Source organism: Kosakonia sp. S42 (genome assembly GCF_016624785.1).
Lineage (GTDB): Bacteria > Pseudomonadota > Gammaproteobacteria > Enterobacterales > Enterobacteriaceae > Kosakonia > Kosakonia cowanii.
Map to the genome: position 1 here is coordinate 108,158 of NZ_JACVTW010000011.1, position 24,919 is coordinate 133,076.

Sequence of the window (24,919 nt, forward strand, 5' to 3'; positions counted from 1 at the left end):
GATAAGCGTTTACGCGCTATCCGATACTCTCTGCTTTAACCGCCACGCCAACAGCAGCGCAACTGCCACCAGCCCGGCGGCAGCAAGGTAAATGGAAGAGACGCCCGCCCATGCCATCAGCAGCCCTGCCAGCGGGCCAGTCACGCCTAGCGAGAGATCCATAAACACCGTATAGGTCGCCAGCGCCGAGCCCTGATTGTGCTGCGGCACCGCTTTTACCGCCACCACGCCCAGCGCCGGGAAGACCAGCGAGAAACCGGCCCCGGTCAGGAAAACGCCCAGTTTCACCATCCACGGATCGACCGCCAGGCCCACCAGCAGCAGCCCGCAGGTCTCCACCGCAAAGCAGATCAGCGCCACATTGAGGCCACCAAAACGGTTGATACCATTGGGAAACAGCAGCCGTGCGCCAACAAACGCCACGCTGAAGAGCGTCAGAGCGAACGCCGCCCCATCCCAGCCTCTGGCATCGTAATAGAGGGTAATAAAGGTGGCGATGACGCCAAAACCGGCCGAACCGAGGGCCAGCGCCATCCCGTAGAGCCAGACGCGGCCGAGCACGGCGCGAAACGGCAGCGGTTTGCCTTTGCTGGCTTTCACCGCCGCGCGCGGCAGCGCAAGCACCACCGCCAGCAGCGCGACGGCCATAATCGTCAGCGCCAGCCCGTGCAGGCCGCCATAGTGATAACAGAGCACGCCGAGCGGTGCGCCAAGCGCCATCGCCCCGTAGGTGGCAATACCATTCCACGAGATCACGCGTCCAATATGAACATTACCGACCACACCGACGCCCCACAGCGTCGCACCGGTACCGGCAAAACTCTGGCCAATGCCTAAAATCACCCGCCCAAGGCAGAGCAGCACCAGGCTCATCACGCCAGACTGCATTCCCGCCAGCAGATAACACAGCCCGCTGAGAAACGCGCCGCAGAGGCCGAAAATCACCACTTTTTTTGGCCCCAGCAGATCGGCATAGCGCCCGGCATGCGGGCGGCTGAGCAACGTGGCGAAGTACTGGAGGCTTATCACCAGCCCGGCCCAAAAGGCGCTGTAGCCCATCACGTCATGGACAAAGCCGGGCAGCACCGCCAGCGGTAAACCAATGGTGAGATAGCTGGCGAAGTTAAAAATTACGACGGACAAAATCCGCAGATTGAGGCGCAATCCGCTCGGCGCCGGTTCAGCGCGGTGTTCAGGCATCAGGATTTACTCAGATTTTTTACAACAGTATTTCACTATTACCACGACACAAGGTAGAAAGCAGCACGACTTTAAGATTATCTCTGTCAGGCGAAGGTGGCGCGGCGCACTACACTTACTGGCAATAAGAAAAAAAAGGAATTAATCATGATGCAACCTCAGCCAGACCGGGCGGGCCTCCACATTCTTCTCAAACTGGCGTCACTGGTGGTAATACTCGCCGGTATCCACGCCGCAGCCGATATTATTGTGCAACTCCTGCTGGCGCTCTTCTTCGCCATTGTTCTCAACCCGCTAGTGACCTGGTTTCTGCGCCGCGGCATCAAGCGCCCGGCCGCCATTGCCATTGTGGTAGTAGTGATGCTGGTCTTTCTGACCGCGTTACTCGCCGTGCTTGCCGCGTCGATGAACGACTTTATGACCCTGCTGCCGAAGTACAACCGCGAGCTGACACGCAAGTTTTTGCAGCTTCAGGATGCGCTGCCGTTCCTGCATCTGCATCTCTCCCCGGAGCGCATGCTGCAACGCATGGACTCGGACCGCATGATGTCTTTCGCCACTACCATGGCGACGCAGTTATCAAATGCGATGGCAAGCGTTGTGCTGCTGGTGATGACAGTGGTGTTTATGCTGTTTGAAGTGCGCCACGTGCCGTACAAAATGCGCTTCGCCCTGAATAATCCACAGATCCACATTGCTGGCCTGCACCGCGCGCTGAAAGGGGTGTCGCACTACCTGGCGCTGAAAACGCTGCTCAGCGTCTGGACCGGGCTGATTGTCTGGGTCGGGCTGGTGGCGCTGGATGTGCAGTTTGCGCTGATGTGGGGCGTGCTCGCCTTCTTGCTGAACTACGTGCCGAATATCGGGTCGGTGATCTCCGCCATTCCGCCAATGATCCAGGCCCTGCTGTTCAACGGCACTTATGAATGCCTGTTAGTCGGTGCCCTCTTCCTGGTGGTGCACATGCTGATTGGCAACATCCTTGAACCGCGCATGATGGGCCACCGCCTCGGCATGTCGACGCTGGTGGTGTTCCTCTCATTATTAATCTGGGGATGGCTGCTCGGCCCGGTGGGGATGCTGCTCTCGGTGCCACTCACCAGCGTGTGCAAAATCTGGATGGAGACCACCACCGGCGGCAGCAAGCTGGCGATTATGCTTGGCCCAGGCCGACCGAAGTCGCGATTACCCGGTTAAGCTCTACTGCGGGCGGGCAGGAAGATAACCAGCACGCCCGCCACAATCAGCGCCACGCCAAATGCACCGCGCAGCGTGAAGGGTTCATGCCAGCCAGGCAGCCAGATGGCGGCGGCCCATACCAGAATGTAACTCAGGCTGAGCAGGGCATACGCTTTGCTCAGCGCCATCCGGTGCAGGGCCAGATACCAACAGCCCATCGATGCCACGTAGCCCATCAACCCCAACAGCAGCGCCAGCGTGCCAGCCTGTGCGTGCAGCAGCGCCAGCAAAAAGGCGCGCAGATCGGTTAACGGCGGCAGCGACAGCATGCCATCACGCAGTAATAGTTGCGCCCCGCTCACCAGCAGCACGCTGAGAAGCGCCCAGTGTAGCCCCTTCATAATGAACTCCCGAGCAGCGCCACGCCGGCAATAATCAACGCCAGGCCACAGGCATGGCGCAACGTAATGCGCTCATGCCAGATCGCCCTCGCCGCCAGTGTCACCCAGACAAAATTGAGGCTCAGCATCGGGTAGGCGACGCCGACCGGAATGCGCTGCAACACCAGCAGCCACAGCACCATCCCCGCCCCCAGCGCCAGCAGTGCCAGCACCAGCCACACGCCAACGTGCCTACCGCGCGATGCCCCGCTCGCCGGGCGCGTCGCCTGCTTCTGGCACAGCTGCCCAAGGCAGCTCAACAGGCTGGCCGCGCCGAGCCAGATCCAGCTACTCATTGCGGAAAGTACTGCAATAACACCATTCGCCCCTGCTGATAGACGTTATCCGGCTTTGGAATGGGTAGACGCATAAACTCATCGGCCTGCGACTGATGCAGCACCAGGGAAACAATTCCCTGCTGGCGATGCCCGGCCAGCCAGTCGGTGAAATCACGCTCGGCGACAAAGCGCCCTTTCGCATCAGGATAATCCAGGCCATAAGCCAGCTCACCGCGCGAACCGAACAGCAGAATATCGCTGCGCTTCAGCTCCCAGGCGAGACCGGAGGCGACGCCGGGATTATCCGACAGCACATAGCGGCTCTCCGCCAGCGCATCATCAATACAGGCGATCAGGAACTGCGGCTGTTTGGAATCCATCACTTTATCCGGAATGGCAAACCCCACCAGCAGCGCCAGCGTCAAGGGCGAAAGTGCGGCGAAGAACCAACGCTCGGCGCTGGCCCTGAAGGTAAACAGCCCGACCAGCGCCCACATCAGGAAGATAAAGGCAGCAAGCGCGGCTTTATAATCTTCGATCGGCAGCCAGACGGGATGCTTCAACATCCCCCACGGCGACACCACCAGCGCGGCGATCGCGCCAGTGATCCCGAAAGCGATATTGATTCCGGCATTGATACGCAGCACTTTTACGCTCGCGGCGGTACGCGCGTAACGCGCCATCAATATCGCCAGCGGCGCAAAGCAGGGCAGAATATAGGTCAGCAATTTCCCCTGGGCGATGCTGAAGAAGATCAGCGGCATTACCACCCAGCCGAGCAGGTAGAAAGCATCACTGCGCGCGCGCCAGCCGGTTTTCAGCGCCCCGGGCAGCAGGCCAAGCCACGGCAGCGAACCGGCAAGCAAACAGGGAATGTAGTACCAGAACGGCGCTTTATGCTGCGCGTCCTCCTGGGCAAAGCGCTGAATATGCTCCACCCAGAAGAAGTAGCGCCAGAAATCCGGCTCGCGCGCCGCAATGGTCAGCCCCCACGGCAGCACCGTCAGCACACATGCCAGCACGGCCAGCCAGCCCCAGATCAGCACCTCTTTCCAGCGCCGCTGCGCAATCACCCATGGCAACACGCCGATAACCGGCAGCGCCAGTGCCAGGAACCCTTTGGTCATCACCCCCATGCCGCAGGCGATGCCGAGCAGCAGATAGCCGCCCGCTTTCCCGCGTCGGCTGCTGGCCTGCGCCGCCAGCCAGAAGCTGAACATCGCCAGCGTCATCCATAAGGCGATCATCGGATCCAGCACGGCATAGGTTCCGACACCGTAGACCAGCAGCACGGTCAGGTAGATGACGCCCGAAAGCAGCGCCGTCGCTTTGTCGCGCCACATTTTCCACGCTAACGCACCAACCAGAAGAGCGGAAACGGTGGTGGAGAAGACCGCGCCAAAGCGTACCGCGAAGTTGTTATGACCAAACACCCACTGCGCGAGGGTGTTGATCCAGTACCCGGCGATCGGTTTTTCAAAATAGCGCAGCCCGAGGAAATGGGGCACTATCCAGTCGCCGCTTTGCAACATCTCGCGGCTGATCTCCGCATAGCGAGTCTCGTCCGGTTGCCAGAGCAGGCGATACTCCAGCGGCGCAAGGTAATAAAGGGCAAACAGCGCCAGCAGCGCTAAACCATAATGAACAGGTTTCATCGTTGTGCACTCAACAGTTTTTGGCATCCCAGCCACCCTTCGCGGCCAACCACTTCGCCGCGTACCACTTTGCCGGGCGGCAGTGTCGTGACATCGTCCGGTAGCAACTGCCCCAGCGGGCAAAAGGTAATCTCCTCCTGCGCCGCCAGCGTCAGCAGTTGATCAAACGCATCGGCGCCGATAATCCCCTCCACTTCGGCATGGATGGTGTAGACCGGCGTACCGTGGGCGCGATGCATGCGATCGAGGATAAAGCGGTTGAAGCCCTCGGCGCTTACCGAGGAGCCAACCACCTCATCCCAGGTGGGTAACGAAACGGGGATTTGCGGCGCGGCGTAGACGTTTTCCGCCAGTTGCGGGCGAAAAGGCTGGCTACCGCGACAGTCGCTGTTATAGCGGAACGGGAAAACCGATTTCGCCTTGACTACCCGCTGATCCGCCCGCCAGCCCGCCGCCGCCGAGCAGGTGACCGGCTGGCCGATAATCCGCTCCAGCGCCGAAAGGCCACGTGCGATCTCCGTCTCCAGCCGCGCCTGATCCCAGACGCCGCTCCAGCTTTGCCAGGCGTGGTGATCCCAGGCGTGCAGCCCCACTTCATGCATACGCGCCGTCTGGCGAATGATCTCTGCGTTGGCATCGCCAATAATGCGCCCCGGCCAGGCAGTTCCGGCCAGCAGAATATCCCAGCCATATAGCGACGCCGCGCGCGAGCGCAGCATCTTCCAGAAAAATTTCGGCTTCAGCAGACGCCAGATATGCCGCCCCATATTGTCCGGGCCGACGCTAAAAAAGACGCTCGCCTGAATCTGGTGCTTCTCCAGCAGCTGTAGCAGACGCGGCATGCCTTGCTGCGTGCCGCGAAAGGTATCGACATCAATACGTAAGCCGATTTTTTTCATGCTTATTGCTCATCCGTCAGTTCGACCGTACGCAGGAAGAAGTCGAGCGTCTCGTCAACCGTCTGGCGCATCGCCACCGTCGGCTCCCACTGCAGGCAGCGTTTGGCGTTGCGAATGCTCGGTTTGCGGTGCTCAACATCCTGGTATCCTTTACCGTAATAGCTGCTGCTCTCAACGTCGCGGAAACCGGCAAAAGGCGGGAAGCGGTGGCGCAGCGGATGCTGCTCAAAGCTCTCCAGCAGCATCTCGGCAAGCTCCTTGATACTGGCTTCGTTCTCCGGGTTGCCGATATTGATAATCTCCCCGTCGCAGCGCCCGTCGCGGTTTTCAATAATGCGGAACAGCGCTTCGATACCATCGCTGATATCAGTAAAGCAGCGCTTCTGTTTTCCGCCCTCAACCAGCTTGATCGGCGAGCCTTCCACCAGGTTGAGGATCAACTGAGTGATGGCACGCGAACTGCCGATGCGCGCGGCATTGAGGTTATCCAGACGCGGACCCATCCAGTTAAACGGACGGAAGAGCGTAAACCGCAGCCCCTCTTTCTCGCCGTATGCCCAAATCACACGGTCGAGAAGCTGTTTCGACACCGAGTAGATCCAGCGCTGTTTGCTTACCGGCCCGACCACCAGGTTCGAGTTATCCTCATCAAACACTTTGTCGGTGCACATGCCGTACACTTCCGAGGTCGACGGGAAAATGATGCGTTTGTTGTACTTCACGCAGTCGCGGATGATCTTCAGGTTCTCTTCAAAATCGAGCTCGAAGACGCGCAGCGGGTTGCGGGTATACTCAATCGGCGTGGCGATCGCCACCAGCGGCAGCACCACGTCGCATTTTTTAATGTGGTACTCGATCCATTCGGAATGGATGCTGATATCGCCTTCGACAAAGTGAAAACGCGGGCAGTCGAGAAAACGACCGATGGCGTCGGAACCGATGTCGAGGCCGTAAATTTCGTAGTTATCGTCGCGCAGCAGGCGTTCGGTCAGGTGATTGCCGATAAAGCCGTTTACCCCAAGGATCAGCACGCGGGTGCGGCGTTTTACCGCCACCACCGGTTTGCTGCTCAACAGCGCTCCGGCCACCAGCCCCAGCGACTGCGCCAGCTGTGCGCCCTGCATATAAACGCCTTTCTCAGTCTGGCCGGTCATCACCTCCAGCGCGCCCTCGCCGCAGGCGATAATCAGCGGCGCGACGGAGATAACGGTTCCCGCTCGCGCTGGCGCCACGTCGCTGCGCACGCGGGATTTCCAGACGATAAATTTGTGCGTACCAACAAAGCTGAACGCGCCCGGCCACGGATCGCTCACCGCACGCACCAGGTTGTGCAGGGTTTGTGCCGGTTTTTCCCACTCCAGGCGACCATCTTCCGGCGTGCGGCGGCCAACATAGCTCGCCTTGCTCTCATCCTGCGCAGTTTCGCTGAAGGTGCCGCTTTTCAGCGTCGGTAAAGCGCCTTCCAGCAGATGTTTGGCGCTCTCGGTCAGTTTACGGTGCAGCGACAGCGCATCATCGGCGTCGGCAATCTCGACCGCTTGCTGGGCGATGATCGCTCCGGCATCCGCGCGGGAGATCATCCGGTGCAGCGTGACGCCGGTTTGCGTTTCGCCATTCACCAGCACCCAGTTCAGCGGTGCACGTCCGCGATAGGCGGGCAGCAGCGAACCGTGCAGGTTAAACGCGCCGATGCGCGCGCTGTTCAAAATCGCTTCGCCAAGCAGGTTACGGTAGTAGAACGAGAAAATAACGTCCGGCTTCATCTCGGCAATGCGGTCAACCCACAGCGGATGGTTAACGTCATCCGGGGCATAAACCGGAATACCGCGCTCGGCGGCAAGGCGCGCCACCGAGCCGAAAAAGGCGTTTTCCTGTGCGTTGTCGGCATGGGTGAAAATCGCGGCGATATCAAACCCGGCATCCAGTAACGCCTGTACACCGACGCATCCCATATCGTGATAAGCAAAAACAACGGCTTTCATTGGTTCTTTTCCTCTTGCGAAACGTCATGATCCTGGCGGACAACGCGTTGAATAAAGTAGCGGGGGCGGGCGCGCACATCGTTGTAGATGCGCCCGATATACTCCCCAAGCAGGCCCATGCCGATAAACTGTGCGCCGATAAAGGTGAAGAGAATGGCGAAGAGCGTGAATACCCCTTCTCCCGCCCACTGTGCGCCAAACGCCAGCCGCAGAATGACCAGCAGCAGTGACAGCGAAAAGCCAAACAGGGCAATGGCGCTGCCAAACACGCTGAGCAGACGCAGCGGCGTGGTGGTCAGGCAGGTCACCAGGTCGTACATCAGGTTAATCAGGCGCATAAAGCTGTATTTCGAGTCGCCAAATTCACGCTCGGCATGCTGCACCGGGATCTCAACCGCCCGGCGGGCAAAGGTATTGGCGAGGATCGGGATAAAGGTGCTGCGCTCGTGGCAGCGCAGCATCGCGTCAACGATATGGCGGCGATAGGCGCGCAGCATGCAGCCGTAGTCGCCCATCGCTTTCCCGGTAGCGCGCTGGATCAGGTGGTTAACGCCGCGCGACGCCAGCTTGCGAAACAGGCTGTCCTGGCGGTTTTGCCGCACGGTGCCCACCACGTCATACCCTTCGTTGGCCTTCGCCACCAGACGCGGGATCTCTTCCGGCGGGTTTTGCAGATCCGCATCCAGAGTAATAACCAGATCGCCGGTAACATGGCTGAAACCGGCCATGATCGCCGAGTGCTGGCCGTAGTTGCGGTTGAGCAGCACCGCGACGATATGGCTGTCGGGCTGCTCTGCCGCGTCGGTCAACATACGCGCGGAGTCATCGCTGCTGCCGTCATCCACCAGCAGGATTTCGTAATCGATACCGATTTGCGCGCAGCTGGTAGTGGTGCGGCGGATCAGCTCCGGCAGGCTCTCCTGTTCGTTATAAACCGGGATCACCACCGAGACTTTTTCAATAATCGGGAGGGTGAACATATCAGCAGCCTGCGATCTGTTTAAGCGCGTCAATGACGCGGGTTGTGTCGTCATGGGTCATATCCGGAAAGAGCGGCAGGGAACAGATACGCGCGCTGTTCCACTCCGTGTTGGGAAGATCGATCGGGAAGTTTTCGCGGTAGTACTTCTGGGTATGCGCCGCACGAAAATGGAGGCCGGTGCCGATACCCTGCGCTTTTAGCCGCTCCATCAATGCGTCGCGAGAGAGGCCGCAGCGCTGCTCGTCGACGCGAATAATAAACAGATGCCAGGCGTGCTGATGCGGCCACGACGGCAGCGCCAGCGGCTGAAACGGCGTCGTTGCCAGTTCAGTCAGATAACGTTGGGCAATTTCCTGACGGCGGGCGTTGGCGTCCGGCAGTTTGTCGAGCTGCACCAGTGCAATAGCGGCATTGATATCCGCCAGGTTGTATTTAAAGCCCGGCGAAATCACCTCGGCCTGCGGTGCGCGGCCGTGGGTCTGGCGGTCATAGGCATCAACGCCGAGGCCATGAAACTTCAGGCTGCGAATGCGGTTTGCCAGCGCTTCGTCATCGGTCACCACCAGCCCGCCTTCGGCGCAGGTCATATTTTTGATGGCGTGGAAGGAGAAGATTGCGCACCCGCGCGCGCCAACGTGGTGGCCTTTGTAGTACGTGCCCGCCGCGTGGGCGGCATCTTCAATCACCGGAATACCGTACTTTTCACCGAGGGCGTGAATGGCGTCGATATCCACCGGCGCGCCGGCGTAGTGCACCGGCACAATTGCTTTGGTACGTGGCGTGATCGCCGCTTCAATCGCCTCAGGCGTCACCATCAGCGTATCGCGATCGACATCGATCATCACCGGCGTCGCGCCGAGCAGCACGATCATGTTGAGGGTGGAGACCCAGGTCATTGAGGGAGTAATCACTTCATCGCCCGCGCCAATACCCAGCGCCATTAACGTGACGTGCATCCCCGCCGTGGCGGAGCTGACGGCAATGGCGTGCTGGTTGCCGGTCAGTGTGCAAAACGCGGCTTCAAGTGCCTGATTCTTCGGCCCGGTGGTGATCCAGCCCGACGCCAGCACGTGCTGAATGGCGGCGAGTTCATCCTCTCCCATCGATGGGCGTGAAAAGGGTAAAAATTCACTCATCATTTTTTCCTGGCATCAACGGCATATTAAAAAACTGCCACAGTGAAACATGTAATGGGAATAAAATGGCGCACAAAACTTAAATGAAAATAGAATGAACCTACGATTTCAGTGCTTTTTACCGAAAAAGTGATAATGGTGAGGGTAGCAATAAAAGATTAGGACAAGATTAAGAAATTAACCTTCAGATAAAAATATAAAAACCTTTAAAAACATAGCGATATATAATACATCAGGTTTCTTATACTGTGATTCCTGTCAAAAAAGTGCAATAAAAAACGCCCATTCAGTCAATGAACGGGCGTTATCTTAATTATTTAAACGGAATGACAACAAAGCAAAAATAGTCTTATTTTTCTGCAAACAATTATTTCATTAGCCACAACGTTAATAGCGTCATAAATGTGAAACTATTCTGATAAGTTGCGCGGGAAATTAGCCGGTAATTCACTGGCCGGGCAGGCAATCACCTGCTCATTATTCTCGCCGCAGTCGCGCACAAAGGTGATGGTGGCAAACTCATCAATCACTTCTGTCGGGTAAGCGGGGCCTGCCTCGCGCAGGGATTCCATCAGCGCAATATGCTCGTTCTGGAAGCAGACGGTTTTCTCCGGATTGTTGATCACCCAGCGCGGGAAGAAGATGGTGCCATGGAACAGGCGATCGCCGAGGTTGGCAATCAGGCTGACGTCGGTACCGGTCGGCTCAGTCCAGGAAATTTTATAGATGCTCTCACCGACGCGAACGATATAGACCCGCTGATCTTTCACCCAACGGTTCGCCACGATCCCGCTGTGAATGCGGTAATCAATGGTGTTGGCATTTTTAACATACAGCTCGTAGTTCCAGCCATTATCGTAGGTGTAGACCAGATGTTTACCGACAAAGCCACTCAAATCATGTTTATCAAAGCTGCTCATATCTCATCTCCTCTTGTTGTTGAGGAGATCGTACCTCTGCAAAAAACCAATGAATAACGCTATATTTGCATCAAATTCATTCAAAAATTAGATGAGTCATGCACAAGAGCACGCTGGAACAATGGTCGCTGCTGCAAAAAGTGGTCGAACTGGGCAGCTTTGCTAAAGCGGCGGAAGAGACGCACCGCAGCCAGTCTTCGGTCAGCTATAACCTGGCGCTCCTGCAGGAGCGGCTCGGCGTTGCGCTGCTGGTGCCGGAGGGGCGACGGGCAGTGCTGACGCCTGCGGGCGAACTGCTGCTCAGCCAGGTGAAGCCGCTGCTGAAAGCGTTTGAGTGGGTAGAGACCCGCGCCGCCACGCTGCGAAATGGCATGCGCACCCGGCTGGATCTGGTGGTCGATAGCATCTTTCCGCGCGCGCGGCTGTTCGCCATCCTGCGCCAGTTCCAGCACTGTTACCCGCAAACCCAGGTGCGCCTGACTGAAGTGCTGGAGACCGCCCCGGACGATGCGCCGAGCTACGCGCAGGCGGATGTGATGGTGCTGACCCGCCGCCAGGATATGACCGGGCGCGGCGAGTGGCTGATGAATATCGATTTTGTTTGCGTGGCGCACCGCGATCATCCTCTCAGCGCGGCGCAGCAGGTGAGCGAAGCGATGCTTGCCGCCTGGCCGCAGATCCGTATCGCCGAAAGCGACGCCCGGCAGACGCCGGTTGCGCAGGAGGCGTGGACCTTTTCCACCATTGATGCCGCCATCGAAGCGGTGCAGTATCAGGTCGGTTACGGCTGGCTGCCGCAGGAGCGTATTGCGCCGCTGCTGGCGAGCGGGCAGCTGAAAGCGTTGCCGCTCAACCACGGCGCGCGGCGCGCCACACCGCTGCATCTGATCGTCAAAAAGGATCTCGCCCCGCTTGATGAGCAGGTAGAGATGCTGTTGCAGCTGTTTAAAGCGCAGTAAGGAAAGATGCCCGGTGGCGCTGCGCTTACCGGGCCTACGTATTCCGCGCGCGTATCCATCCGGCACTCCTCATCCACCCGCCGAAAATTAATCCCGCGCAACCGCCCGCCGTTTGATCTAAAACATCTCATTCGTATGATGAATAACTAAAATCGTCATACTTTCCCGCCAATGACGTTTCGTCAGGACGCTTACGTGTTTTTCTACCGTTATGCTGGCGCTCTGCTGCTGCTCTGCGCATCGTTTGCCCTTTTCGCGGCAACGGATACTCTCACCACCGCCTGGCCGGTGAATGTCGGCCCGCTCAACCCTCACCTCTACACCCCGAACCAGATGTTCGCGCAAAGCATGGTTTATGAACCACTGGTGAAATATGAGGCCGACGGCACGGTGCGCCCGTGGCTGGCAACAGGATGGCGCCATTCGCCGGATGGCAAAACCTGGGTCTTCACCCTGCGCGACGGCGTGACCTTCTCCAACGGCGAACCCTTTAACGCCGAAGCGGCAGCGGAAAACTTCCGCGCGGTGCTGGATAACCGCTCGCGCCACGCCTGGCTGGAGTTGGTGAACCAGATAAGCGAAGTGAAAGCGTTAAGCCCCAATCAGTTACAAATCACGCTCAAAAGTGCCTATTACCCCTTCTTGCAAGAGCTTGCCCTGCCCCGCCCGTTTCGCTTTATCGCCCCGTCGCAGTTTAAAAACCACGAAACCCTGAACGGCATTGTCGCCCCCATCGGCACCGGGCCGTGGGTCTTGCTGGAGTCACGCCTGAATCAATATGACGTGATGGTGCGCAACGAGCGCTACTGGGGCGCGAAACCGGCGCTGGCAAAAGTGGTGATTAAGGTGATCCCCGATGCCACCAGCCGCGCCGTGGCGTTTGAAACTGGCGAGATTGACCTGTTGTATGGCAACGAAGGGCTGCTGACGCTCGATACCTTCACTCGCTATCGGCAGAACCCGCAATGGCGCACCCAACTCTCCGCACCGGTGGAAACGGTGATGCTGGCGCTCAACTCTGCCCGTGCGCCAACCAACGAACTGGTAGTACGCGAAGCGCTGAACTATGCGGTGGATAAAAAAACCCTTATCGACGGCGCGCTGTACGGTACGCAGCAGGTCGCCGATACGCTTTTTGCTCCGGGCGTGCCCTACGCCAATATTGGTCTTAAAGCGCGTCAGTACGATCCCGCCCGGGCGAATGCGCTGCTGGAAAAAGCGGGCTGGTTATTGCCCGCCGGGAAAGCGATCCGCGAAAAAGCGGGCCAGCCGCTGCATATTGAGCTGGCCTTTACCGGCACCGACGCGCTGAGCAAATCGATGGCGGAAATCATTCAGGCCAATCTGCGCCAGGTGGGCGTGGATATCGCGCTGGTCGGGGAAGAGGAGAGCAGCATCTACGCCCGCCAGCGCGACGGCCGTTTCGGCATGATCTTCAACCGCAGCTGGGGTGCGCCCTACGATCCCCACGCGTTTATCAGTTCGATGCGTGTACCCTCGCACGCCGATTACCAGGCCCAGCACGGGTTGCCCGACAAGCCGCTAATCGACAAAGAAATTGGCGAAGTACTTACCGCCCGCGATGAAGCCACTCGGCAGGCGCTCTACCGCGATATTCTCACCCGTTTGCATAACGATGCCGTCTATCTGCCGATCAGCTATGTGTCGACGATGGTGGTGGCGAAGCCGGAGCTTGGAGAGATCCCGTTCGCGCCCGTTGCCGCTGAGATCCCGTTTGATCAGATCAAACCGGGCAGCGCGCAATGAGCCGCTACGTGATAAAGCGCCTGCTGATACTGATCCCGATGATCCTTGCCGCCTCGGTGGTGATTTTCCTGCTGCTGCGCCTCGGCACGGGCGACCCGGCGCTCGATTACCTGCGCTTGTCGAACCTGCCACCGACGCCGGAGATGATTGCCGCCACGCGCGTGGCGCTCGGGCTGGATCAGCCGTTAGCCGATCAATACGCCCACTGGTTATGGCGCGCGCTGCATCTCGATTTTGGCCTCTCCTATGCCACCCAGCGACCGGTGCTGGAGGATGTGCTGCGCTTTCTGCCCGCCACCTTGCAGCTGGCGGGGGCGGCGCTGGTGCTGATCCTGCTGACCTCGCTGCCGCTCGGCATCTGGGCGGCGAGGCACCGCGATAAGTGGCCCGATTTTGTTGTCCGCGCGGTGGCGTTTCTTGGCGTCTCAATGCCCAACTTCTGGCTCGCGTTTCTGCTGGTGATGCTCTTTTCCGTGCATCTTCACTGGCTGCCCGCGCTCGGTTACGGCGGCTGGCAGCACCTGATTCTGCCCGCCGTCTCCATCGCGCTAATGTCGCTGGCTATCAATGCGCGTCTGCTGCGTGCCAGCCTGCTGGAGGCCGCCGGGCAGCGCCACGTCACCTGGGCGCGGTTGCGCGGGCTAAGCGAGAAGCAGACCGAGCGGCGGCATATTTTGCGCAATGCTTCGCTGCCAGTGATCACCGCGCTGGGGATGCATATTGGCGAGCTGATTGGCGGCACGATGATTATTGAGAGCATCTTCGCCTGGCCTGGTATTGGCCGCTACGCTGTCTCGGCGATCTTCAACCGCGACTACCCGGTGATCCAGTGCTTTACGCTGGTGATGGTGATGGTTTTTGCCCTCTGCAACCTGGCAGTGGATCTGCTGAGCGCCGCGCTCGATCCGCGCGTGCGTCACCATGAAGGAGCGCGCTGATGCACTTTCTCCACACCGCGCGCTGGCCGGTGCGCCTCGCCCTGCTGATACTCGCTCTGCTGTTTATCATCGCCCTGAGCTGCCAGTGGTGGCTGCCCTTCGATCCGCAGGTTATCGACCTGCCTGCGCGGCTGCTGCCGCCCGATAGCCAGCACTGGCTCGGCACGGATCATCTCGGGCGCGATATCTTCTCCCGGCTGCTGGCTGCCACCCGCGTGTCGCTCGGGTCAGTGCTCTGCTGCCTGCTGCTGGTGCTGATCCTCGGCCTGAGCGCCGGTGGCTGCGCCGGGCTGCTTGGCGGGCGCGTTGACCAGTTAATCATGCGCATCGCCGATCTCTTTATGACCTTTCCCACCTCGATCCTGTCGTTTTTTATGGTGGGGGTGCTCGGCACCGGCCTGACCAATGTGATTATCGCCATCGCCCTCTCCCACTGGGCCTGGTATGCGCGCATGGTGCGCAGCCTGGTGCTGTCGCTGCGTAGCCGTGAATATGTGCTGGCAGCGCGGCTCAGCGGAGCGGGTTATCTGCATCTTTTTCGCGACCACCTGGCGGGCGCAATTGTGCCGTCGCTGCTGGTGCTGGCGACGCTGGATATCGGCCATATGATGCTGCATGTCGCCGGGATGTCCTTTCTCGGCCTCGGGGTCAGCGCGCCGACGCCGGAGTGGGGGGTGATGATCAATGACGCGCGGCAGTTTATCTGGACGCAGCCGCTGCAAATGCTGTGGCCGGGGCTGGCGCTGTTTCTCAGCGTCATGGCCTTCAACCTGGTGGGCGACGCGCTGCGCGACCATCTCGATCCACATCTGGTCACGGAGCACGCCCACTGATGGCTACGCAATTGAGCCTGCAACATCTCACGCTTTCCGCAGCGCGACCGCTGGTTGACGATCTCTCTCTTACCCTACGGCGCGGCCAGGTGCTGGCGCTGGTCGGTGCCAGCGGCAGCGGTAAATCCCTCACCTGCGCGGCAGCGCTTGGCGTGCTGCCCGCAGGCGTTCGACAAACGGCGGGCGCGGTGCTGATCGACGGCCAGCCGGTTTCCCCCCAGGCGCTGCGCGGCGTGACGGTGGCAACGGTGATGCAAAATCCACGCAGCGCGTTTAACCCGCTGCGAACCATGGCTGACCACGCGCGGGAGAGCTGCCTGGCGCTGGGCAAACCGTTCAGTGAAGCGCACGCTATCGCCGCGCTGGAGCAGGTGGGCCTTCGCGATGCGCATCGCGTTCTCGCCCTTCACGCTTTTGAGATGAGCGGCGGCATGCTGCAACGGGTGATGATTGCGCTGGCGCTGCTGGCCGAGGCGCCCTTTCTTATCGCCGATGAGCCGACCACCGATCTCGACGCCATCGCCCAGGCCAGTATCCTCGACCTGCTCGATTCCCTGATGCAGCAACGCCAGCCGGGCATGCTGCTGGTGACGCACGATATGGGCGTGGTGGCGCGTCTCGCCGATGAGGTGGCGGTGATGGATAACGGGCGCATCATCGAGCGCGGCGCGGTCGGGGCTATTTTTCACGCGCCGCAGCACCCGCTGACCCGCCAGTTAGTGAGCGCGCACCTGGCGCTCTCCGGCATGGAGCTTGCGCAATGACGATTCTTACCGTTAACCAACTCTCGCACGCTTACCGCCACCAACAGGTGCTGAACGATATCTCCCTGACGCTGAAGCAGGGTGAAACCGTCGCCTTGCTCGGTCGCAGCGGCTGCGGCAAGAGCACGCTGGCGCGCCTGCTGGTCGGGCTGGAAGCGCCAGAACAAGGCCACGTTTGCTGGCGTGGAACGCCACTTCCGAAGCTTACCGCCGCGGCACGGCGCGATTTCCGCCGTGATGTGCAGATGGTGTTTCAGGATCCGATTAGCGCGGTCAACCCGCGCATGACGGTGCGCGACATCGTGCGTGAACCGCTGCGCCACCTGGCAAAGCTCAGTAAAGCGCAGCAGCTCCAGCGCATCACGCAGTTGCTGGCAGAGGTCGAGCTGGAAGCGGATCTGCTGGAGAAACGCCCTATGCAGCTGAGCGGCGGTCAGTTGCAACGAGTCTGCCTCGCCCGGGCGCTGGCGGTCGCGCCGGGGTTACTAATTCTGGATGAAGCGGTCTCCAGCCTCGATCGCGTGGTGCAAAGCGGCATCATCGCCCTGCTGCAACGCCTGCAACAGCGCTCCGGCGCGGCGTGCCTGTTTATCACCCACGATCTGCGCCTGGTGGAGCGCTTCTGCCAGCGGGTGCTGGTGATGGAGGCCGGGCAGATAGTCGAAAACGTCACCGTCAGTACGCCGCTGCGCTTTAGCTCCCTTGCGGGCCGGGCGCTACAACAGGCGGTGTTACCCGCCCTCCCTTCACTTCGCCCGAGGAACCCGCTATGCAACGCGTTACCCTAACGCTCGATGACGATCTGCTCGCCGCCCTGGACGCGCTAAGCCAGCGGCGTGGCTACCACAACCGCTCAGAAGCCACACGCGATCTGCTGCGCGGCGCGCTGGCGCAGGAGGCTCCGGCGGATCAGGAGAAACAGGGCTTTGCTGTGCTGACCTACGTGTATGAACATGAGAAGCGCGAACTGGCAAGCCGGCTGGTCGCTACTCAGCACCACCATCACGATCTCTCAGTGGCCACCCTGCACGTGCACATCAGCCATGACGACTGCCTTGAGATCGCCGTCCTAAAAGGCAAACGCGGTGAGATTGAGCATTTCGCCGATGAGGTGATCGCCCAGCGCGGCGTGCGCCACGGCCATTTACAGTCTCTGGCGCAGGAACCCCATAGCCACAGCTGATGCTTTTTCGCCCGCACCGCGCCACATGTGCCAGGCTTATTTATTTGCCAAATCCACGTGATAAGGAGCGAATGATGAAGATTGATCTGAGCGGAAAAGTGGCGCTGGTCACCGCCTCGACGGGCGGGATTGGTTTTGCGATTGCGACCGGACTTGCGCAGAGCGGCGCAGAAGTGATCCTCAACGGACGCAGCGACGAGTCGATCAACAAGGCCAAAGCGGCGTTAACTGAGCAAGTGAGCGGTGCTCGCGTGCGCACCGCCGTTGCCGATCTTGGCTCGGCGGACGGCGTGGCTTCCCTGCTTAAAGCCGCCTCTGACGTTGATATTCTGGTTAATAATGCCGGTATTTATGGCCCGCAGGATTTCTATGCCACCGATGATGAGACGTGGGAGAGTTACTGGCAGACCAACGTCATGTCCGGCGTGCGGCTGGCACGCGCGCTGCTGCCCGCGATGGTTGATAAGGGCTGGGGCCGCGTGGTGTTTATCTCCTCCGAGTCCGCCCTGAATATTCCGGCAGATATGATCCACTACGGCGTGACCAAAACGGCGCAGCTCTCGCTGGCGCGCGGGCTGGCGAAGTTTGTTGCCGGTAGCGGCGTCACGGTTAACAGCGTATTACCGGGGCCGACGATGTCCGACGGTTTCGCCGCCATGATGCAGGAAGAGATGGAGAGAACCGGTAAGTCTCTGGAGACGCTGGCGAAAGAGTTTGTGATGGCGAATCGCCCCTCATCGGTTATCCAGCGCGCCGCCACCGTTGAAGAGGTGGCGAATATGGTGGTTTATGTCTGCTCAACGCAGGCATCGGCGACCTCCGGTGCGGCACTGCGCGTCGATGGCGGCGTGGTGGACGATATCGTTTAAACGAGCCAGGAGGTTGTATGCGACTTTTCCCCCGCCGCGCGCTACTGCTCGCGTTGCTCTTCACCGGTGCGGCGCAGTCCGCAGAATACGGTGGTCAGCTTGAAGGGTTCACCTACCCGTGGCCGCTGATGCACTTTGAGTTTCAGTCCCAGCGCCAGCCCTTAAGCATGGGGTATATGGATATCTCCGCCGATAAACCGAACGGCGAAACCGTGGTGCTGCTGCATGGCAAAAACTTTTGCGCCGCCACCTGGGAGAGCACCATTACCGCGCTGCATGAGGCCGGTTATCGGGTGATTGCCCCCGATCAGATTGGCTTCTGCACCTCCACTAAACCGGCCAATTACCAGTACAGCTTCCAGCAACTGGCGGAGAATACCCATCAACTGCTGGCGAAGTTGGGGGTGAAAAAAGCGGTGATTATCGGCCACTCCACTGGCGGCATGCTGGCGACGCGCTATGCGCTGATGTACCCGCAAGAGACGCAGAAGCTGGTGATGGTTAACCCGATTGGCCTTGAGGACTGGAAGGCGAAGGGCGTGCCCTATCGCAGCGTAGATGCGTGGTATCAGCGCGAGCTGAAAAGCACCGCGCAGAGCATTAAAGCCTACGAGCAGAAGACCTATTACATGGGTGAATGGAAGCCGGAATACAATAAATGGGTTGAGATGCTGGCGGGGTTAAACAACGGGCCGGGCAAGACGCGGGTGGCGTGGAACTCGGCGCTGATCTACGACATGATCTACACCCAGCCGGTGTTCTATGAGTTCAAGGATTTACGCGTGCCCACTACGCTGTTTATCGGGACTGGCGATACAACCGCGCCCGGCAGCGATGATGCGCCGCCGGAGGTGAAAAAGGCGGTCGGCAACTACAAGGTATTGGGCAAAGAGGCGGCGGAGCTGATCCCCAATGCCCGGCTGGTGGAGTTTGATGGCTTAGGCCATGCGCCGCAGATGCAGGACCCGGCGACGTTTCACCGGGCGCTGCTCGACGATCTGGCAAAGTGACACATTAAAGAGAAAGGCCCGCGCCAGGCGGGCCTTTGCGTTACACCTGACGCGCGGCGAAGAAGGCCAGCGTCTCTTCCAGTGATTTCGCCTGCTCTTCCAGCGACATGGCGGCAGCGGAGATCTGCTGCACCAGCGAGGCGTTCTGCTGGGTGGCGCTATCCATCTGGTTTACCGCCACGCTGACCTGGTTGATGCCCTTGGTCTGCTCATCCAGCGCCTGCACGATTTCGTTGATCACCAGGTGGACATTGGTAACCGCCTCGATGATCTGCTTCATCATCGCGCCGGTTTCATTCACCAGCGCTACGCCTTTGCTGACGCGCCCGGTCGACTCATCAATCAGCGTTGAGATCTCTTTCGCCGCATTGGCGCTGCGCTGCGCCAGGCTGCGCACTTCACCCGCAACCACCGCAAAGCCACGCCCCTGCTCCCCGGCGCGTGCCGCTTCCACGGCGGCATTCAGCGCAAGGATATTGGTCTGGAAAGCGATGCCGTCGATGATGCTGTTGATATCGCCGATCTTCTGCGCGCTTTCGTCGATTTTATTGATGACATCGACCACTTCGTCGACAAGCGCTTCGCCCTGCCCGGCAATGTCCGTCGCCTGCTCGGTAAGACGCGTCGCTTTGTGAGCGTTATCGGCGTTATTTTTCACCGTGACGGCAATCTGCTCCATGCTTGCCGCGGTTTGCACAATCGCCGCCGCCTGCTCTTCGGTGCGTGAAGCGAGATCAAGGTTTCCGGCGGCAATTTCGCTACTGCCCGCACGCACCGAGTTACTGGCATCGGTGATGGTGCTGACAATGCGGTGCAGCTGCCCCTGCATGGCGTGCAGCGCGTAGAAGATGCTGCTACTGTCGCCCCTCTGCACGGGGATGGTGCTGCTAAGATCGCCCTGCGCAACCGAGAGCGCGATCTCCGCCGCTTCGGATGGCTCACCGCCCACCGGGCGCGCGACTTTGCGGGTAAAGACCAGCGCCACCACCAGACTGACGATAATAATGCTCAGCACCATCATCACAATCGCGTTCATCAGGAAGTGCCAGGCTTCCGCCATCACCACGCTAACCGGGGTGATAATCGCCAGTTTCCACGGCGTGCCGCTGTTGCCGACCGCAATGGTGCGCCAGGTGATAAATGCCGGTTCGCCGAGCTGCGGATCGTCAAAACGCACCACCTCACTGCCCGTAATGCTGCCCTTGTAGGGCTTGCCGATGGCCGCTTTGTCCGGGCTGGAGACGACGTTATTCTCCGCCGACAGCAGCACGGCATAGCCGACGCCATCCCACGGTTTGATGGCACCAATCCGTTTTTGCAGCGTCGCCAGTGAGAAGTCGGACGTGACCGACCCCTGGAATTTACCGTTGCGCATAATCGGCGCGGCGATGGAGGTAAGCATCACATCGACCCCGTTGTAGGGGTAGATATAGGGCTCGATAATCACCTCTTTTTGCCGCTGGCGCGGCAGCACATAGTAGTTGCCGCTGCCCGGCGTTTCGTAATCGAGCAGGTTGTGCAGCGCCGGGTTGCCTGCCGAGTCACGATCGACATAACGGGCGTAGCGACCGGCAGGATCCTGCTCCGGTTTGCCGGCAAATTCGGCATCTTTGCCGTCGAAAGCGTTGGGTTCAAACGCCAGCGACATCGAGAGGAAATCGCTGTGCGCATGCAGGTAGTCACGCAGGAGCTGATCCAGCCCTTTGCGATCCGCAAGGCCTGCTTCGCGCAGAGACCAGGCGCTGTTGCCGACATCGCGTGCCGCAACCAGCGCGGAATCAAGCTGCTGGCTTACCTGTAGGGTTTCGGTCTGGGCAATCTGTTGCAGATGTTTCTTTGCTACCGCCTCCTGTTGCGCCATCGCTTGCCATATCAGCAGGCCAATGGTCACAAGAAAACCGGCGGTTATCGTGACAAAGATGGATATCAACATCAGCGTCCTGGCTTTGAGCTTTTTCCCGGTGTTTCTTTTGACTGACATAACTTCTCCGATATGGCGTGGCGCGGGGCGCATGACGGATATATCGGAAGAATGTGCGCAAAAGTTATACCGGCTTTAAATTAAATTTTTGTGTGATGCGCGGGCGGGCAGTACTGGAAAGGGCTTTGTGAGGAAAATCAAAGGCAAAACGCTCAGGCGAGCAGTTGGTCGATACTCTCAGCGGCAGGCTCCATCGGCAGCGCGCCAAGCGCACCGAGATCCTGCCTGTAGATCGTCTCGCGGCCCGATTTGCCGTAGATAAAGTAGCCCATATCGCCATCCTGACCAATCAGCAGATACTCAGGCTCCACCTGCTGGATGGCGTAGGTGTCGTTTCGCTCCAGCAGATCGCCGTGGGCGTATAAATAGATAGCATCACCTTCCGGCGTGGTGATTTCAGTAGCGTCGCGCTGCGCGGCGAGAAAGCGCGTGTAACGTTTGGGGAAAGTCAGGTGATGGGTGGTTTTGAAAACGTCCAGGGTGGTTTGCAACAGGCTGTTATTCATCTTTTTTTACGTCCTCTGCGTGAAGCTTGTGGTGCCCAGGAAGAGTGGTCGCTGACGACAACCTCAACAAGTTGCAGATCGCCGGGGATGTGCTGAAGACTATCGGCAATTTCGTCATAGGGCGAAGGGAGAGAGAAAGCGAGCCCGTAATCACCATCAACAATCAGAGCGCCGTTAATCAGCAGGACGCTTTTGCTGAGAAGCGTAAGCCGCTCCATGGTGATACCGGCATAGAGATTATTCTGGTATCTCCCGTGGTAGTTCTGGTTACAAACGACGGAGACGATGATGTCGTTCGCATCGGTAAAGATCGATATCGTGTTGTCATCAAGAAAATAGCCGTGCATATCGCCGCCCAATGGCGATGAAGAGGGGTACTCTTTCGTCTCGACGGTAAAGCGGGTAAGCATCTCCTCAAGGTAAATATCCACAGAATGCCCGAGACGGATATTGGCAAGCGAGGTGAAGCTAATAATGTCGGCGTTAAAATCAATCATGGCTTAACAGGTCGAGGGCTTTCGGGAAAACTAGCGTGGCGAGGTGTGACTGTCAATCCAATGACCTTGCTCTGCTTTAGCGCCGGACTCTGTTTAAGTGTTTTTTGGCATATTGACGGATTAATTCATTATCAGCGCTGGCTAATAATTCCATTTTCTCAATAGCATTTTGGTCCTGTATTTTCTCCATCGCCCGTATGCATTTATTTGCCAGTACGAGATCTTCATCGTAATCCCTGTAGTCAAGATTCATCTTTAAATATCAGCGTATTAGTTTTGAGATTGTTATCATTTATATATTTACTTTCCCACTCATCGTAGCTATCAGGCGCAGCATAACTAAACCCCTTTTCAAAATATCGATCACCATGCGAAATAACCATAGCCCAATAATATTCTTCCTCGTGCCCCAGCAAGCAAGCTTCCAGATAATTTTGGGGTGGTAGGGTTAGCATAGCTGAGTTGTTAATTATAGACTCAGCCTCGCCTTCTGATTTGTTACCATAAGCGATCATTATGCCTTTGACAAGGCTAACAAACGTGTAGAAATTGACAATGACAGACTCGTTTGGATTATCGTCATTTATAAAAATAAAACCATCTTTAAGAGTGCTCTTTTTAATGACCACGATAGGAACCCAATATAGTATTACTATTCATAAAAAAGCAGCGCCGATAAATAACTCTAACAAAATTCCGATTTATCAATACATTACTACGAACGTGGCTTCCAATAGCGAATATGTTCTAATTCTCTTTCAATATCATCCATCTCATCATCTCCTGGCTTAAGGTTAAATTTCTCGCTAATCACTCTTCTTATATTTGCTAACTTTTTAGTAATCTCATTTTCATCTATAAATCTTGTGGTTTCTTCACAATATGCAGATCTATTCTCAGATGTAATCTCACCCTCGACGTTATCGTAATAATGCCTGGCAATATCTCGCAATGAAATAAGAATATACTCAACATCAGTTAATATTTTAACAGCCTCCTCTCCTGACAAAGAGATCTCTTCATTTTCTTTTAATAATTTCAATTTACTGCCTCCTGGATGTTATTGATAAATTCAGGGCAAACTAAACATCAAGAACAATACTCTGATGATTTTAGGGCATAACTGGGGAGATAAGAAAGACAGAGCTATGTTTAAACATAACTAAAAATCAGCCAAATAATAAATATACGGAAATTTATTTTCTTATATGGATTATTTTTAGGTAGAACTATGGGAATCGCTGTTCCTGATAACCGTTAGGGAAAACATTTGTAATAGTTTCCAGCTCATTATTTTTATACTTAAAGATGACATCAAACTCTGAAAATGAAGGATCATCATGCTCCTTTTGCTGCACAGTTATTTTTTCTAAAACAGATCCATTATATATGTAATTAGATATGCTACATCCATACATCCCCCAATTAACATCTTTTTTAACTACTGAACCTTCAAAGAAGGAAATAGATATATTCCTCAATGTCCCTGCACTTGTAAAGTGTGCACGCTCCAAGCAATTATCACCATATACACAGAACTCTCTATTAACTATATTTTCAGATTGCCCATATATCTCAACTAATATTATGCGATCTAATTTATCAAAATAGTAAACGTGTGTATTTTTTTATAGCTGATGGTAACTTGTTAAGTTGTCTTCCCTTTTTAAAACCAACTCGTTCTATTTCATAAGGCCGCAGGTTATACAAAGGACCTTTACTTATTACAGTGCCATTCAGCTCTGGCGATAGGCAAGAAGTATATTTAGACAAGTATTTTTCACAGTCTGAGCTTACTTCAACATATCTTTTCTCAAGCTCTGCCAATTCACACATGATACTTCCTAAAATTTATAATGTACCGCTATCCATTTCTGGATTTATTTTATTAAGTTCACCCAAGGAGTATTTAATGTTGTTTATAGATCTTAAGCGGTCAAAAAGTTCTTCTTTATAAGAATTCGTTAGATATAGTGCTTCCTTTAGAAAATTGTACTTTACTAGTAAAAGGCAACAAAATTCCATTTTCGGCAGTATTAATTTGTATATCCAAAGTTTTCATCTTACTCTGGATTACAATCATTCGCGGATCTTTAGACTTCCTTGTAATACCAGAAGATTTCCGCATGCTCACCATGCCTGTAGACGCGCGCCAGCGGTTCTTGAATGACTACTTATTCATTAAAAATTAGAATGTTCTGGCGCGCCTCTAGCATCCCAACTTTCTTATTTAATCACCACTGACTCTTACATACTCTATTTTATTTGATTGCATTAATGATTTCATCTCCGCAATATTAAATGCTGAAGAATCAACCAACTCGCAAACACTAATAAACTCTTGAAGGAACGCGACTCCTTCATCATTTTTGAATAAACAATCAGCCCGATAATAATCTTTTATTTTCCGTAACCGTTTAAAAGAACTCCATCTTGTAGAATTTGAAAATATTGATGAGTGTAGCGTCTCGCTAATTTCAAAATAAAAAACTTCATCTTTGCATTTTACATGTAAGTCTAGAGACATAATTACCTCAAAATATTAGATCATCTATCTTCGCATCCCTGAATACGCTCTGAGGGAATGCAGTCACTAAATCGCCGTTCGCCTCAACAACTACTCTGACTTTCGTCAAAGCTTCGCCTTCAGGAGTTTGTCCTACTGTTCTGGATAATGTTTTTTCATAAACAAAACGAGAACCATCACGTGTTATTCTGTCAGGTTTACGGAAAACATCCCTGACTGTCGACTTCCATTCCGCATTGCTTATGGTCCATTTACTTTTATGATCCCAACCACTCTTATTACCTACATGCCTTTGCTTCACATGATGAACACCTTCATGTGTTAAATTAATTTTTTTCGGTAATGAACAGCCAGCCAGTCCCCACGGATCCACCCACCCCAGTGGGTCAACCACATAGGTATAGGTATTCAGCC

26 protein-coding genes and 1 pseudogene are annotated in these 24,919 nt (G+C 56.5%); 10 read left to right on the top strand and 17 right to left on the bottom strand.

The window, feature by feature from the left end:
- Positions 1-9: 9 nt before the first annotated feature.
- Positions 10-1,200, bottom strand: a complete 1,191-nt coding sequence (locus IAE50_RS14570) for an MFS transporter (RefSeq protein ID WP_200580558.1) — start codon at positions 1,198-1,200, stop codon at positions 10-12.
- A 147-nt stretch (positions 1,201-1,347) separates the two neighbouring features.
- Between IAE50_RS14570 and IAE50_RS14575 the strand changes: the two genes are divergently transcribed.
- Complete coding sequence (locus IAE50_RS14575) at positions 1,348-2,397, top strand: AI-2E family transporter (RefSeq protein ID WP_200580559.1); 1,050 nt, start codon at positions 1,348-1,350, stop codon at positions 2,395-2,397.
- Here IAE50_RS14575 and arnF read toward each other — a convergent pair.
- From arnF to IAE50_RS14615, 8 genes are all read right to left on the bottom strand, one after another.
- The gene (gene arnF, locus IAE50_RS14580; RefSeq protein WP_042713189.1) at positions 2,394-2,780 is read right to left on the bottom strand and encodes a 4-amino-4-deoxy-L-arabinose-phosphoundecaprenol flippase subunit ArnF; all 387 of its coding nucleotides are present in this window, start codon (positions 2,778-2,780) and stop codon (positions 2,394-2,396) included. The genes IAE50_RS14575 and arnF overlap by 4 nt on opposite strands.
- Entirely contained in the window at positions 2,777-3,115 is a 339-nt protein-coding gene (gene arnE, locus IAE50_RS14585) for a 4-amino-4-deoxy-L-arabinose-phosphoundecaprenol flippase subunit ArnE (RefSeq protein ID WP_200580560.1), read from the bottom strand. The genes arnF and arnE overlap by 4 nt, the downstream gene beginning before the upstream one ends.
- Positions 3,112-4,752 carry a lipid IV(A) 4-amino-4-deoxy-L-arabinosyltransferase gene (gene arnT, locus IAE50_RS14590; protein ID WP_200580561.1) on the bottom strand — a complete coding sequence of 547 codons (1,641 nt, stop codon included), beginning with the start codon at positions 4,750-4,752 and terminating at the stop codon, positions 3,112-3,114. The genes arnE and arnT overlap by 4 nt, the downstream gene beginning before the upstream one ends.
- Positions 4,749-5,651, bottom strand: coding sequence for a 4-deoxy-4-formamido-L-arabinose-phosphoundecaprenol deformylase (arnD, locus tag IAE50_RS14595; RefSeq protein WP_200580562.1), 903 nt, complete (start codon positions 5,649-5,651; stop codon positions 4,749-4,751). Before arnD ends, arnT begins: the two co-directional genes overlap by 4 nt.
- A gap of 2 nt (positions 5,652-5,653) precedes the next feature.
- Complete coding sequence (arnA, locus tag IAE50_RS14600; RefSeq protein ID WP_200580563.1) at positions 5,654-7,633, bottom strand: bifunctional UDP-4-amino-4-deoxy-L-arabinose formyltransferase/UDP-glucuronic acid oxidase ArnA; 1,980 nt, start codon at positions 7,631-7,633, stop codon at positions 5,654-5,656.
- Complete coding sequence (gene arnC, locus IAE50_RS14605; protein ID WP_094422440.1) at positions 7,630-8,613, bottom strand: undecaprenyl-phosphate 4-deoxy-4-formamido-L-arabinose transferase; 984 nt, start codon at positions 8,611-8,613, stop codon at positions 7,630-7,632. Before arnC ends, arnA begins: the two co-directional genes overlap by 4 nt.
- 1 nt (position 8,614) lies before the next feature.
- Positions 8,615-9,751, bottom strand: a complete 1,137-nt coding sequence (arnB, locus tag IAE50_RS14610) for a UDP-4-amino-4-deoxy-L-arabinose aminotransferase (RefSeq protein WP_200580564.1) — start codon at positions 9,749-9,751, stop codon at positions 8,615-8,617.
- 410 nt (positions 9,752-10,161) lie between these two features.
- Positions 10,162-10,671, bottom strand: coding sequence for a phenolic acid decarboxylase (locus tag IAE50_RS14615; RefSeq protein WP_042713196.1), 510 nt, complete (start codon positions 10,669-10,671; stop codon positions 10,162-10,164).
- A gap of 98 nt (positions 10,672-10,769) precedes the next feature.
- Between IAE50_RS14615 and IAE50_RS14620 the strand changes: the two genes are divergently transcribed.
- The 9 genes from IAE50_RS14620 to IAE50_RS14660 all read left to right on the top strand — a co-directional run bounded on the left by IAE50_RS14620 (position 10,770) and on the right by IAE50_RS14660 (position 18,994).
- Positions 10,770-11,630 carry a LysR family transcriptional regulator gene (locus IAE50_RS14620; protein ID WP_023482027.1) on the top strand — a complete coding sequence of 287 codons (861 nt, stop codon included), beginning with the start codon at positions 10,770-10,772 and terminating at the stop codon, positions 11,628-11,630.
- A 195-nt stretch (positions 11,631-11,825) separates the two neighbouring features.
- Positions 11,826-13,397, top strand: a complete 1,572-nt coding sequence (gene nikA, locus IAE50_RS14625; protein ID WP_232045148.1) for a nickel ABC transporter substrate-binding protein — start codon at positions 11,826-11,828, stop codon at positions 13,395-13,397.
- On the top strand, positions 13,394-14,335 hold the full coding sequence (gene nikB, locus IAE50_RS14630) for a nickel ABC transporter permease subunit NikB (protein WP_200580566.1): 942 nt from the start codon (positions 13,394-13,396) through the stop codon (positions 14,333-14,335). Before nikA ends, nikB begins: the two co-directional genes overlap by 4 nt.
- On the top strand, positions 14,335-15,168 hold the full coding sequence (gene nikC / locus IAE50_RS14635; RefSeq protein ID WP_200580567.1) for a nickel ABC transporter permease subunit NikC: 834 nt from the start codon (positions 14,335-14,337) through the stop codon (positions 15,166-15,168). The genes nikB and nikC overlap by 1 nt, the downstream gene beginning before the upstream one ends.
- On the top strand, positions 15,168-15,932 hold the full coding sequence (nikD, locus tag IAE50_RS14640; RefSeq protein WP_200580568.1) for a nickel import ATP-binding protein NikD: 765 nt from the start codon (positions 15,168-15,170) through the stop codon (positions 15,930-15,932). Before nikC ends, nikD begins: the two co-directional genes overlap by 1 nt.
- Positions 15,929-16,720, top strand: coding sequence for a nickel import ATP-binding protein NikE (nikE, locus tag IAE50_RS14645; protein ID WP_200580569.1), 792 nt, complete (start codon positions 15,929-15,931; stop codon positions 16,718-16,720). Before nikD ends, nikE begins: the two co-directional genes overlap by 4 nt.
- The gene (gene nikR, locus IAE50_RS14650; protein ID WP_200580570.1) at positions 16,702-17,115 is read left to right on the top strand and encodes a nickel-responsive transcriptional regulator NikR; all 414 of its coding nucleotides are present in this window, start codon (positions 16,702-16,704) and stop codon (positions 17,113-17,115) included. Before nikE ends, nikR begins: the two co-directional genes overlap by 19 nt.
- Positions 17,116-17,189: 74 nt before the next feature.
- The gene (locus IAE50_RS14655; RefSeq protein WP_200580578.1) at positions 17,190-17,984 is read left to right on the top strand and encodes an SDR family NAD(P)-dependent oxidoreductase; all 795 of its coding nucleotides are present in this window, start codon (positions 17,190-17,192) and stop codon (positions 17,982-17,984) included.
- Positions 17,985-18,001: 17 nt separating this feature from the next.
- Positions 18,002-18,994, top strand: coding sequence for an alpha/beta fold hydrolase (locus tag IAE50_RS14660; RefSeq protein ID WP_200580571.1), 993 nt, complete (start codon positions 18,002-18,004; stop codon positions 18,992-18,994).
- Between the two features lie 40 nt (positions 18,995-19,034).
- Here the strand turns inward: IAE50_RS14660 and IAE50_RS14665 are convergent, their stop codons facing one another.
- The 8 genes and pseudogenes from IAE50_RS14665 to IAE50_RS14695 all read right to left on the bottom strand — a co-directional run.
- A complete protein-coding gene (locus tag IAE50_RS14665; protein ID WP_200580572.1) occupies positions 19,035-20,975 on the bottom strand; it encodes a methyl-accepting chemotaxis protein in 1,941 nt (646 codons plus the stop codon).
- A 152-nt stretch (positions 20,976-21,127) separates the two neighbouring features.
- The gene (locus IAE50_RS14670; RefSeq protein WP_200580573.1) at positions 21,128-21,481 is read right to left on the bottom strand and encodes an SMI1/KNR4 family protein; all 354 of its coding nucleotides are present in this window, start codon (positions 21,479-21,481) and stop codon (positions 21,128-21,130) included.
- Positions 21,478-21,978, bottom strand: a complete 501-nt coding sequence (locus IAE50_RS14675) for a hypothetical protein (RefSeq protein ID WP_200580574.1) — start codon at positions 21,976-21,978, stop codon at positions 21,478-21,480. The genes IAE50_RS14670 and IAE50_RS14675 overlap by 4 nt, the downstream gene beginning before the upstream one ends.
- Positions 21,979-22,220: 242 nt before the next feature.
- Complete coding sequence (locus IAE50_RS14680) at positions 22,221-22,607, bottom strand: hypothetical protein (RefSeq protein WP_200580575.1); 387 nt, start codon at positions 22,605-22,607, stop codon at positions 22,221-22,223.
- 86 nt (positions 22,608-22,693) lie between these two features.
- Positions 22,694-23,020, bottom strand: a complete 327-nt coding sequence (locus IAE50_RS14685) for a hypothetical protein (protein ID WP_200580576.1) — start codon at positions 23,018-23,020, stop codon at positions 22,694-22,696.
- 187 nt (positions 23,021-23,207) lie between these two features.
- Positions 23,208-23,492: a hypothetical protein gene (locus IAE50_RS26015; protein WP_232045146.1), complete on the bottom strand. Its 285-nt coding sequence runs from the start codon at positions 23,490-23,492 to the stop codon at positions 23,208-23,210.
- An 88-nt stretch (positions 23,493-23,580) separates the two neighbouring features.
- Entirely contained in the window at positions 23,581-23,814 is a 234-nt protein-coding gene (locus IAE50_RS26020) for a hypothetical protein (protein WP_232045144.1), read from the bottom strand.
- A 698-nt stretch (positions 23,815-24,512) separates the two neighbouring features.
- Positions 24,513-24,919 (bottom strand): annotated as a pseudogene (locus IAE50_RS14695) (hypothetical protein); the annotation flags it as partial.